An 11201-nucleotide genomic window follows, 5' to 3' on the forward strand; every position below is an offset into this window, starting at 1 on the left:
ATTGAAAAATATTTTTAGATAACTCTAAAATATTTTTACCTTTGGGGAAAAATATTTTGTAATGCTAAGCTTTGCCGAAGAAAACTACCTGAAAGCCATATTTCATTTGTCTGACAGCGGTGCTACTGAGGTGTCTACCAATGCTATTTCTGACCACATGAGCACGAAGCCTGCGTCGGTCAGCGACATGATCAGGAAGCTGGACGAAAAAGGGATGGTGACTTACAAAAAGTACTATGGAGTCAACATTTCCAAGAAAGGAAAAATGATGGCCTTGCAGGTCATTCGCAAGCACAGGCTTTGGGAAGTGTTTCTGGTTGATAAATTAAAATTCAATTGGGATGAGGTGCATGAAGTGGCCGAACAGCTGGAACACATCAGATCCGGTCTCCTTATCCAGCGCCTGGACGAATTCCTCGACTACCCTAAAGTAGATCCTCATGGCGACCCTATTCCTGACGAAAACGGTGACATGGCCGTTGCAAAAAAAACACCTCTGGACAAAGTTGAGGTGGGAGTCAAAGGAAAAATTGTTGCGGTGAACGACGAAGGCTCTTCCTTTTTACAATACCTCGATAAAATCGGCATTTACCTCGGTGCCAAGCTGGAAGTAACTGAGCGAGTCGACTTTGATGGTTCAATGGAGATACTAATAGATAATAAGCAAAAGGTATTTATTTCCAGAGAGGTATCACAAAACATTTTGATCACAGATTAAATATGAAAAAATTGATGTTGAGAATAACCCTGTCAGTTGCAATCATCAACATGCTGTTCTTTGGCTGCACCCAAACAAGTCAAAAAAGGCAGAAAGACACCAAGCTCAAAGTGCTGGCGACTACCGGAATGATTTACGATGCCGTACTGAATATTGCAAAGGACTCCGTTGAAGCGGATGCATTAATGGGGCCAGGTGTTGATCCTCACCTTTACAAAGCCACCCAGGGAGACCTCCAGCGACTATCAGCAGCCAACGTTGTTTTTTACAACGGCCTTCACCTTGAAGGAAAAATGGGCGAAGTGCTGGAGAAGTTGGGGCGGCTGAAGCCAGTTGTGGCAGTTTCGGAAGAAATACCGAAGGAAAAACTCAGGGACACGCCTGTTTTCGCAGGAAACTATGACCCCCATATTTGGTTCAATGTTGACCTGTGGAAAAACGCCGTGCTGGAGGTTGGCAAAACACTGAAGGAAAAAGACCCGGCGAACGCCGCTTACTACCAAAAAAACCTGGAGGTCTATTTGAAAAAGCTTGATTCGCTTCACAGCTGGGTAACGTCAGAAATAGCCACAATTCCTGAAACTCAGAGGATTCTGGTTACAGCCCATGATGCATTCGGCTACTTTGGTGATGCTTACAACATCGAAGTAAACGGTCTTCAAGGTATCTCCACGCAATCGGAGTTTGGCCTCAAAGACGTGGCCGATCTGGTGAATCTTATTGTTGACAGAAATGTCAAAGCTGTTTTTGTTGAGACTTCAGTATCTGAAAGAGCCATCAATGCGGTGGTAGACGGCTGCAGGCAGCGTGGACATCAGGTAGTGATTGGTGGCAAACTCTATTCTGACGCAATGGGCGAATTTGGCACACAAGACGGCACCTATATCGGCATGGTTACGGCGAATGTAAACACAATAGTATCCTCTTTAAAATAATCTGGTAAGATGAACATACATGCAGAAGATCCGATCATTGAAGTGCACGATCTCACGGTCAGCTACAGTCAAAAGCCGGTGCTGTGGGGTATCGATCTCTCTCTTCCCAAGGGCAGCCTGGTAGGGATTGTGGGGCCCAACGGCGCTGGTAAGTCGACCCTCATCAAGGCCATTATGGATCTAGTGCCGCTTAGCAGCGGTTATGTGAAGCTATTTGACACGCAACTCGACAACGTGAGGGAAAAGATCAGCTACGTGCCCCAGCGGGAGTCCGTCGACTGGGATTTTCCGGCTTCAGTATATGACGTGGTAATGATGGGCCGTTACGGAAAGCTGGGGCTTTTCAAAAGGCCACGGCAAGCCGACAGGGAGGTGGTGCAGGAGAGCATGCGCTTGGTGGGAATGGAAGCCTTCAAAAACAGGCAGATTTCACAGCTCTCAGGTGGACAGCAGCAACGGGTGTTTCTGGCCCGGGCGCTGGCGCAGCAGGCAGAGGTCTATTTTATGGATGAGCCATTTGCCGGTGTAGATGCGGCCACTGAAAAAGCGATTGTAGAGTTGCTGAGGAGAATGTCTAAAGAAGGGAAGACGGTAGTGGTGGTGCACCACGACTTACAGTCCGTAGCCAAGTATTTCGATTGGCTCATTTTGCTGAATATGCGTCTGGTAGCATCAGGGCCAACAGTCGATGTGTTTAAAGAAGAGCTTTTGCAGGAAGCATACGGTGGCAAGCTCACCATTCTGTCGGAAGTGGGCGACTTGCTTACTAAAGGGCGTTTCCCCAGCAGAGAGAAAACAGTGTAAGCAAATTTGGCAGCCATATCATGGAAGACTTTCTCTATTTCTTTTCTTTTCAGGATCCCAACATCAGGTACGTGGTGGTGGGCTCGGTGCTGCTGGCTATCAGTGCGGCCATTGTGGGTTGTTTTACCTTTCTTAAGAAAAGAGCCCTCATTGGGGATGCCGTGGCACATTCGGTGCTACCAGGTGTCTGCCTCGCATTTGTAGTGTCAGGAACCAAAAACCCCATTTACTTGATTATTGGAGCGTTCATTACCGGCTGGCTCTCCCTCCGGTTTATCGACATGATCGTCAGGTACTCCAAACTAAAAGAAGACACAGCGATTGGTCTTACCCTGTCGGTCTTTTTCGGCCTTGGCATTCTGATCCTTACGGCTATCCAGCATTCCGGCAACGCCAATCAAAGCGGGCTGGATCAGTTCCTGTTTGGCAAAGCAGCTTCTCTTGTTGGCCAGGACCTGATTGTGTTCGGATCGGTCAGTATTATTTTGCTGCTGGTTGTCGGCCTTCTCTTTAAAGAGCTCACCCTGCTGGCCTTTGACGAACAGTTTGGAAAAGCCATTGGCATGCCTGTGAAGGGGCTGGAGCTCGTTTTGACAACCCTCACAGTACTGGCCGTAGTTACAGGCATTCAGGCTGTGGGGGTGGTGCTCATGGCAGCCATGCTTATTACGCCTGCAGCAGCGGCCCGGTTCTGGACCGACAAGCTGACCACAATGGTGTTCCTTGCAGCACTCTTTGGGGCGATCTCCGGCGTTTCGGGTGCCTACATTTCCTTTGTGGCTCCGGCCATGCCTACCGGGCCGTGGATTGTGCTGGTGATTTCCTTCATCGCCATGAGCTCGTTCTTTATTGCGCCAAGGAAGGGCATCCTGTATAAGCAATTCCAGCAAAGAAAATATCAAAAACAGATCCTGGAGGAAAATATCCTCAAGGCATTTTTCCACCTGGGTGAGGCCGATGAACAATACTATGGACACCGAAAGATAAGCGACCTGATCTCCCAACGACGTTTCGTAATGGGCCGGTTAAAAGGCGGCCTCCAAAAACTAGTGAGAAGCGGTTTCCTGAAGCAGGACCGGGAAGGCTGGGTACTTACCGAGGAAGGTAAAAACAAAGGGCAACGCATAGTGAAGCTTCACCGGCTTTGGGAGCTTTACCTTACCGAGTATTTGCGCATTGCGCCCGACCATGTGCACGATGAGGCTGAAACAATTGAGCATATCATAACGCCGGAAATAGAGGCCAGGCTGGAGAAAAAACTCAACTATCCGTCGGTTGATCCACACAACGAAACTATACCTTACAGATAAGCCATGGAAGCGATATATATCATTTTAGCAGGTTCGTTGGTGGCGGTGTCCTGCGGCCTGGTGGGGAGCTACCTCATCCTTCGAAAAATGGCCATGGTGGCTGATGCCATTTCTCATGCCGTGTTGCCGGGTATTGTGATAGCGTTTTTCATTTCTGGCAGCCGGGACTCCCTGCCCATGCTTTTGGGAGCAGGTGCGTTGGGTATCATCACCACCTTTCTCATCGAGTTCTTTCACAAGAAGGGCAACCTCCAAACGGACGCCTCCATCGGTGTCACCTTCACCTGGCTGTTTGCCCTGGGCGTTATTTTGATTTCCACGTTCGCTGGCAAGGTTGACCTCGACCAGGACTGCGTGCTTTACGGTGAAATTGCCTACGTGCCCATTGATCTTTGGATCACCGACACCGGCACCATCATGGGGCCAAGAGTACTGTACATCTCCGGATCAGTGCTGCTGGTGGTCATTGCTTTCATCTTCATCGGATACAAAGAGTTGTTCCTCACCACGTTCGACCCCTCCTACGCCGCCATCATTGGCATTAACACCACCCTATGGCACTACTTGCTCATGGGAGCTGTGTCGCTTACAACGGTGGCATCTTTCGAATCCGTTGGGGCAATTTTGGTGGTGGCTTTGCTTATTGCCCCGCCAGCAACGGCCTACCTGCTCACGGAGGATTTCAAGAAAATGCTTATTTTCACTTGTATCATCGGCATAATTGTATCCGTGCTGGGCTATTATCTTGCGTCTTATATTGACGGATCCATCGCCGGTGCTATGTCGACGGTGGCGGGTTTAATCTTTTTGGTTGTATTTTTGTTCTCTCCCACGCAAGGAGTAGTGTTCAGAAATAGAAGATCGAAACTTTCCATGACTTTAAACGAAGAACCAATATGAAGCAATTGATTGGACTACTGTCAGTGGCAATACTCGCCATTGTGGTTACGGCTGCTACTCCAGCTGAACCAACGGCTACGGAATGGACTTCTATTGACCAGTTGGCTGAAAAGCTGAAAAAAGAACCCAGGCCGGTGATTGTGGAGATGTACGCCAACTGGTGTGGCTGGTGTAAGAAGATGGACAAAACCACTTTTACCGACCCGGAGGTTGTCTCGCTTTTGAACGAATCGGTTTATGTGGTCAAAATAAATGGAGAAACAACAGATAAGTTTACCTTTTTGGGTAAGGAAACCAGTGGCAGGGAGATGGTGAAGGCGTTGGGGATACAAGGATACCCTACCTTCATTTTGGTAGACAACGACCAGGACAGACTTGAAATCGTTTCAGGTTACAAGACTTCGCCGCAGCTGAAAAGGATCATCACCAAACTGGCCAAAAAATAAGCTCTGTAAAAACCCAATACTCAAATGACAAAATATAAACAAGCTCCAAATCACCTAGAATTCACATTCGAAACGGTTTAGTGCTTCGATATTGAATTTTGTTGCTTGTCTTTTGTTATTTCTACCGAGTCTTTCATTCTAACAAACAGTTCATAACCCTTGGGTGCTCTCTCCTACTCTCAGTTCGACGATACCATTGTGGCGCTTGCTACCCCTCAGGGCATTGGCGCTATTGCCGTTGTTCGCCTTTCCGGGCCTCAGGCGATAAGTATCGCCAATGCAGTCTTCCATGGCAAAGACCTTGATGCAGTCGACTCGCACACAATACATTTTGGCACTATCAGAGAAGGCAAAGAGGTCATCGACGAAGTGTTGATGTCGGTCTTCATTGCCCCCAGGTCGTTTACCAAAGAAAACGTGGTGGAGATTTCCTGTCACGGGTCGTCGTATATCATCAAGCGCATCATTAACCTCCTCGTGAGCAAGGGAGCCAGGTTGGCCAAGCCAGGCGAGTTCACCAAAAGGGCATTTCTCAACGGGCAATTTGATCTGGCCCAGGCCGAGGCAGTAGCCGATGTGATCAGCTCCGATTCCGAAGCGGCCCACCAGGCGGCCATGTCGCAGATGCGGGGAGGCTTTTCGAAAGACATCAAACAACTGCGGGAGCAGCTCATCCACTTTGCCAGCATGATTGAGCTGGAGCTGGACTTCGGCGAAGAAGATGTGGAATTTGCCGATCGTCACGACCTGGCGAAGCTGGTCAACGACCTGAAAACGATCATCAACCAGCTGATCAAGAGCTTCGATTTGGGCAATGTCATCAAAAATGGCGTGCCCACAGTGATTGCAGGCAAGCCAAACGCCGGCAAGTCTACCCTGCTCAATGCTTTGCTTAAGGAAGAAAAGGCGATCGTTTCTGACATCGCCGGCACCACCCGTGACTCCATCGAAGATGAAATCAATATTGAAGGCGTGGCTTTCAGATTCATCGACACGGCTGGCATCCGAGAAACAACCGATGTCATCGAAGCGCTGGGTGTGGAAAGAACGCACAGCAAAATGAAGGAAGCTTCGCTGATCCTTTACCTTTTTGACCTGGTGAACGACAACATCACCGACATCAACAAAGAGATAAACAAGCTGGAGAACCTGGGTAAACCGTTTATTCCTATCGGGAATAAGATAGACAAAGCACCCGCTGCTCTGGTGGCTCAGCTAAAAGAAGATGACAGGTTTATCTTTATTTCTGCCTCACAGCAGCAATACCTGGAAGAGCTGAAAGACAAGATCCTCGATCAGGTCAACCTGAAGAACATCCGCAGCAGCGACACCATCGTGACCAACGCCCGCCACTTTGAAAGCCTGCTGAAAACCAGCCAGGCCCTGGATGATGTGCTCACTGGCATCGGCTCCAACGTCACTGGCGACTTCCTGGCCCTTGACATCCGGCAGGCCCTCCACCACCTCGGTGAGATTACCGGTGAGGTAACTAATGATGACTTGCTGGCAAATATCTTTAGTAAGTTTTGTATCGGAAAATGAAAATTAAGATAGCAGACATTAGTCCATATCTGGAAAGCCTTAGTGAGAAAGAAAAGGATAAGCTGATCGCCCGGTTGCTGACAAAAAACCAGGCTGAGCTGGAGGCAATTTATTTTCAGAAGGTGGCTTCAAAAAACGACCTGGAAGATCTATTTGCCGATGTAAAAGCTGAAATAGAAGACGCCATGAATGTTTATATCAATTATGGTGTCATACAAAAGAACCTTGCCAAAGGCATCCAAAAGGCTACACAGGCAATCAACCGTTATAAGGCAATTGATCGGCGACCGGAAAAAGAGGGCGAACTGATCATGTATATGCTGGAGATCATTTTTACGGATTTCGGCAATGAATTCGGCACTTGCTGGACAGTTTTTGATTTTAGGGTAGCGCAAGCGATATCTAAAGTAGTCACAATTGTTACCAGGAAAATCCACGCAGACTACAGAATGGACTTTGAGGGTAAAATCAATGGACATATACGGCGACTTAAGGCCGAGGCTTCCCACAATGACGTGATTTACAACTTGCCGGATAGGATAACCTATTGAGCCACCCCCGGAACTGACAGGGGCATCAACTTCACTTGCATTTAGCAGTCTGTCTTCTCCTCTTTCACCCTTGTCAAGCCGTCGATCTCCGTCTTCGATAGAGAATCGTTCAAAAGAATGGTATTCAACTCATACTTAGTTTTCGTATCTTTGGTCAAAGTCATTCGTTAATAGCTGTAAACAAATTTTGACAATGCTGGTAGAGAGAAAAAATAATGAAATAATCGTCACCCTTGATGGAGCTGTGAACGTCGACTTTCTCCAACAAACACTGGACTACTTGCGCTATTTGGAACTAGGTGCAAAAAGTAAAGCCAGCCAAGCTCAAATTAACCAATTGGCGCAAGACGCAAAAAAAGGCTGGTGGGAAAAGAACAGAGATAAGTTCATTAAGTGAAATTAGTAGTTGACACCAACATCCTGTTCAGTGCTCTCTTAAACTCCGAAGGTAAAATCGGCCATCTTCTTTTTAATTCTCTTCATGTATTCGAATTCTATAGTGTCAACTTCCTCAAAGAGGAGATTAAGGAGCACCAGAGAAAAATTATGCTCATTTCGGGGTTCACCGAAGAAGAGTTCAATGAGCGAAAAGCGCTGACTTACAAGCAAATTAAAGAATCCACCCTCTAAGAAGGTGGACTTGATTATGCCCCTATAAGGGGCCAAAGTCCAGCTTTTGCTGTTCTTCTAGTTTTTCCTGCTTTTCTTGATACTTCACATATCGCCTGATTTTCTCTTCGTCTAGTCCTATTGTGTCTACACAATAACCTCGTGACCAAAAGTGATTCCCCCAGTATGGCTTCTGCTTCAACTGAGGATAACTTTTGAATGTCTTTATAGCCGTCTTGCCCTTCAAGACTCCCATCAGTTGCGATATCGATACTTTTGGTGGAACACTAACTATTAGATGCACATGGTCAATCTGTATATTGAGTTCCTTCTTTTCACACGCCTTCCATTCCAAAAGCATCAACAAATCCTTTTCAAGTTGTTGTTTTACTAAACCTTCGAGTACTTTGAATCGATATTTTGGAGTCCATACTATATGGTAATCACATCGATACAATACATGACTTAGCTTTTTAAAATTGCTCATCATGTAAATATAAAACTTCAGGCTAAGCCAATTATACATGACCACCTTCAAAGAAGGTGGATTTCTCAGTTATATTAAAGAACAAGGCAAGCTTTATTCAACAATTCAAGACTTATGACCCTGACATCCTGATTCCAGAATTAAATGTAGCAATCGAATACAAGTTTATTCGGAAGGGCAATATCATTGAGGATTATATAGATCAAGTGAAGACGGACGCAAATAACTATAAGGGAGATAATAGATATGAAAACTTCGTAGCGGTGTTATGCATTGAGGACAGTGCGTCAGCAACTGAGGATAACATAAGAGAATCATGGACGGCTAAAAACTTTCCCGATAACTGGGATCTGGTGGTGGCCTTTTTGTAAAGATAGTTTCATGTCTAAACTCACTAAACCTGACTGATTTGTACCTTATTTGTACCTGACTATTATAACTACCTGACTATCAACACTAATTACTTTTTGTATCGGAAAGTAAATAACGATCACCAGCAATGAAAAAGTGTGCGGCTGTGAATCGGATTGCGATATAAATTACATTTTATGTAACTTTACATTTACAATTGAAGTAATGAGGATTGTAACGTTCCGAAGGATCAGGGAATACACCGAAAAGGTGCCGGAGGCCAAAACAGCCCTGGAAGAGTGGTATCACAAAACCAGCAAAGCCAGTTGGGAGAATTTCCGGGAGATGAGACAGACCTTTAATAGTGTGGACCATGCCGGAAGCAACCGGTATGTTTTCAACATCAAAGGAAATAAATTCCGGCTGATTGCTATAGTGATTTTTGCTTCAAAAAAAGTGTATATCCGGTTTATCGGTTCACATTCTGAATATGACGACATTCAGGACTATTCAAGTATCTAAAGAATACGGATATGATCAAAGAAAAGGAATATAAAAAGTACCTGGCACGGATCGAAGAGCTTCTAAAGGTTGTGGGCAATGATACCTCTCCGGAAGACCCAACATTTGTCGAACTTGATGAAATATCTGACCTCGTTGCTGAGTACGAGGAAGCTCACCTGCCGGTAGCTACGCCTGGGCTGATCGATGTGATCCGGTTACGCATGTCTGAGATGGGCCTAAGCCAAAAGGAGCTTGCTGAACTCCTTGGAACATCCGCCAGCCGGATCAGTGAATACTTAAAAGGCAAGCGTGACATTACCCTGGACATGGCTAAGACTATACATAAAAAGCTGAACATCGATGCTGACATTATTCTCCAGTAAAGAAAGACTGCCGGCAAACGACCTAGTACCAGGATCGGCTATGCATCCTGGAGAGCTTTTAAAAGACGAGCTGGAAGCCAGGGAAATGAAGCAGATTGAGTTGGCAAAGGCACTTGGTATTGCCAAGAATATAATGTCTGAGCTGATTGGAGGAAAGCGAAACATCACTCCAGAGTTGGCTGTTCGCCTGGAAGATGCCCTTGGCATCAAAGCAGGATTTTGGATGAAATACCAGGTTGCCTATGAGATCGATAAGATCCGGGTCAAGAACAAAAAGGCTATGGAGAAGGCCGATATCCCAACAAAGACTAAAGTGCAAATGGCTTCAATTTGAGAGCAAAAACTTCTTTATCTGCGCAAGATACTGCTTGCGCAGTGGCCAGCAAAGCCACCGTTTTCCCACACCCACCGCCCATCCTCTCTCCTATTCCGAAATCATAACTACTGCCCTATCTTAGACAATTATTATCCAGAAGATCATGCATAGAAGAAAATTCATCCAGGCCTCAGCCATGGCCGCCGCCGTTGCGGCGACACCCTCATTTCCCACGTTTTCCAGCACGAAAGCCACAAGGAAGTTCAAACTAGCACTCAACCCGGGTATTATCGGGGTGAAGGCCAACTTTGCGCAAACCTTGGATTACGCCATCCAGTATGGTTATGAGGCCATTAGTCCGTTTACACAGGAAGTGATGAAAGACTACTCGTCGGCTCAGCTGAACGAAATCATGGCGAAGATGAAGGCCAACAAGATCAGCTACGATTCGACCAATATACCTGTGGAGTTTCGCCGGGACGATGCCAAGTTCAAAGAAGACGTGAAGGAACTGCCAAAATTCTGCGAGGCCATGCAAAAGCAAGGGGCCACCCGGATCAACACATGGATCATTTCTTCACACGGCACACTTACCTACAATGAAAACATGCGCCAGCATGCCGCCCGGCTTGGGGAATGCGCCAAAATAATGAATGACTATGGCATAAGGCTTGGTCTTGAGTACCTGGGCATGCGAACACTTGTGGCCGGGAATCGCTATACATTTATCAGTTCCATGAAGGAAGGGAAAGAACTCATTGCTGCCATAGGAACTGGAAATGTTGGGTTTGTGCTGGACAGCTTCCACTGGTATTGCGCCAACGACACTCTGGAGGACATCAAAACCCTCACCCCTTCCGATATCATTACAGCCGACATTAACGATGCCAGAGCTGGCTTCAAACGAGAGGAGCAGCAGGACGGAAAACGAGAGCTGCCACTGGCCACCGGCGTGATCAACATGAAAGACTTTCTGCAGGGTTTGATCGACATCGGGTACGACGGGCCGGTGAGAACCGAGCCGTTTAACCAGGCGCTTAACGACCTCGAAAACGACGAAGCGCTGACCACCAACATGGCCGCCATGAAAAAATCGCTGGCGCTGGTGGGTATGTAGACATGCCCGACACTGGAATCCGCCTACCCACACCATGTAGTTTTTGACAGGTATAATTTTTTTCGTTCGGAGGAATACCTACAAAAGCTAACTCATCGTCGCTTCTATGCCCTTCAGTGCAACCTCGGCAAAGTGCAGTTCTTCGTATGCACGCTACACTGGCCCTAATCGGTTTGAGGCAGGTAGGAACAACATCCCTGGCCTGCTCCGTTGGCTTTCATGCACTTC

General features: G+C 46.8%; 17 protein-coding genes. 15 read left to right on the forward strand and 2 right to left on the reverse strand.

The genetic code is table 11. The features are described from left to right. The first annotated feature begins 61 nt into the window (after positions 1-61). The 8 genes from GC130_RS03245 (at position 62) to GC130_RS03280 (ending at position 7206) form a co-directional block, all read left to right on the forward strand. Positions 62-718, forward strand: a complete 657-nt coding sequence (locus tag GC130_RS03245; protein ID WP_151996829.1) for a metal-dependent transcriptional regulator — start codon at positions 62-64, stop codon at positions 716-718. 14 nt (positions 719-732) lie between these two features. After that, positions 733-1653 (forward strand): metal ABC transporter solute-binding protein, Zn/Mn family, encoded by a 921-nt coding sequence (locus tag GC130_RS03250; RefSeq protein ID WP_226940370.1) that lies wholly within the window; start codon positions 733-735, stop codon positions 1651-1653. A 9-nt stretch (positions 1654-1662) separates the two neighbouring features. Next, positions 1663-2457: a metal ABC transporter ATP-binding protein gene (locus GC130_RS03255; protein WP_151996831.1), complete on the forward strand. Its 795-nt coding sequence runs from the start codon at positions 1663-1665 to the stop codon at positions 2455-2457. A 20-nt stretch (positions 2458-2477) separates the two neighbouring features. Continuing rightward, positions 2478-3767, forward strand: coding sequence for an iron chelate uptake ABC transporter family permease subunit (locus tag GC130_RS03260; RefSeq protein ID WP_151996832.1), 1290 nt, complete (start codon positions 2478-2480; stop codon positions 3765-3767). A gap of 3 nt (positions 3768-3770) precedes the next feature. Beyond that, entirely contained in the window at positions 3771-4667 is an 897-nt protein-coding gene (locus GC130_RS03265; protein WP_151996833.1) for a metal ABC transporter permease, read from the forward strand. After that, entirely contained in the window at positions 4664-5113 is a 450-nt protein-coding gene (locus GC130_RS03270) for a thioredoxin fold domain-containing protein (RefSeq protein WP_151996834.1), read from the forward strand. Before GC130_RS03265 ends, GC130_RS03270 begins: the two co-directional genes overlap by 4 nt. Before the next feature lie 159 nt (positions 5114-5272). Next, entirely contained in the window at positions 5273-6655 is a 1383-nt protein-coding gene (gene mnmE, locus GC130_RS03275; RefSeq protein WP_151996835.1) for a tRNA uridine-5-carboxymethylaminomethyl(34) synthesis GTPase MnmE, read from the forward strand. Further along, positions 6652-7206 carry a hypothetical protein gene (locus GC130_RS03280; protein ID WP_151996836.1) on the forward strand — a complete coding sequence of 185 codons (555 nt, stop codon included), beginning with the start codon at positions 6652-6654 and terminating at the stop codon, positions 7204-7206. Before mnmE ends, GC130_RS03280 begins: the two co-directional genes overlap by 4 nt. 41 nt (positions 7207-7247) lie before the next feature. Here GC130_RS03280 and GC130_RS29050 read toward each other — a convergent pair whose 3' ends face one another. After that, on the reverse strand, positions 7248-7370 hold the full coding sequence (locus GC130_RS29050; RefSeq protein ID WP_255471490.1) for a hypothetical protein: 123 nt from the start codon (positions 7368-7370) through the stop codon (positions 7248-7250). 29 nt (positions 7371-7399) lie between these two features. Between GC130_RS29050 and GC130_RS03285 the strand changes: the two genes are divergently transcribed. Then, positions 7400-7603: a hypothetical protein gene (locus GC130_RS03285; protein WP_151996837.1), complete on the forward strand. Its 204-nt coding sequence runs from the start codon at positions 7400-7402 to the stop codon at positions 7601-7603. Next, positions 7600-7836, forward strand: a complete 237-nt coding sequence (locus tag GC130_RS03290) for a PIN domain-containing protein (protein ID WP_151996838.1) — start codon at positions 7600-7602, stop codon at positions 7834-7836. The genes GC130_RS03285 and GC130_RS03290 overlap by 4 nt, the downstream gene beginning before the upstream one ends. A 22-nt stretch (positions 7837-7858) precedes the next feature. On the opposite strand, the gene tnpA is transcribed toward GC130_RS03290, so the two are convergent. Further along, positions 7859-8302 (reverse strand): IS200/IS605 family transposase, encoded by a 444-nt coding sequence (tnpA, locus tag GC130_RS03295; RefSeq protein WP_151997020.1) that lies wholly within the window; start codon positions 8300-8302, stop codon positions 7859-7861. A 56-nt stretch (positions 8303-8358) separates the two neighbouring features. On the opposite strand from tnpA, the gene GC130_RS03300 reads away from it, so the two are divergent. From GC130_RS03300 to GC130_RS03320, 5 genes are all read left to right on the forward strand, one after another. After that, on the forward strand, positions 8359-8673 hold the full coding sequence (locus GC130_RS03300; RefSeq protein WP_151996839.1) for a hypothetical protein: 315 nt from the start codon (positions 8359-8361) through the stop codon (positions 8671-8673). 205 nt (positions 8674-8878) lie between these two features. Next, positions 8879-9175, forward strand: a complete 297-nt coding sequence (locus GC130_RS03305) for a type II toxin-antitoxin system HigB family toxin (protein ID WP_151996840.1) — start codon at positions 8879-8881, stop codon at positions 9173-9175. An 11-nt stretch (positions 9176-9186) separates the two neighbouring features. Beyond that, on the forward strand, positions 9187-9540 hold the full coding sequence (locus GC130_RS03310; RefSeq protein WP_151996841.1) for a type II toxin-antitoxin system HigA family antitoxin: 354 nt from the start codon (positions 9187-9189) through the stop codon (positions 9538-9540). Beyond that, a complete protein-coding gene (locus tag GC130_RS03315; RefSeq protein ID WP_151996842.1) occupies positions 9518-9874 on the forward strand; it encodes a HigA family addiction module antitoxin in 357 nt (118 codons plus the stop codon). Before GC130_RS03310 ends, GC130_RS03315 begins: the two co-directional genes overlap by 23 nt. A 145-nt stretch (positions 9875-10019) precedes the next feature. Further along, positions 10020-10973, forward strand: a complete 954-nt coding sequence (locus tag GC130_RS03320) for a sugar phosphate isomerase/epimerase (protein ID WP_151996843.1) — start codon at positions 10020-10022, stop codon at positions 10971-10973. Positions 10974-11201 lie beyond the last annotated feature (228 nt).

It is taken from the genome of Imperialibacter sp. EC-SDR9 (assembly GCF_902498805.1).
GTDB lineage: Bacteria > Bacteroidota > Bacteroidia > Cytophagales > Cyclobacteriaceae > Imperialibacter.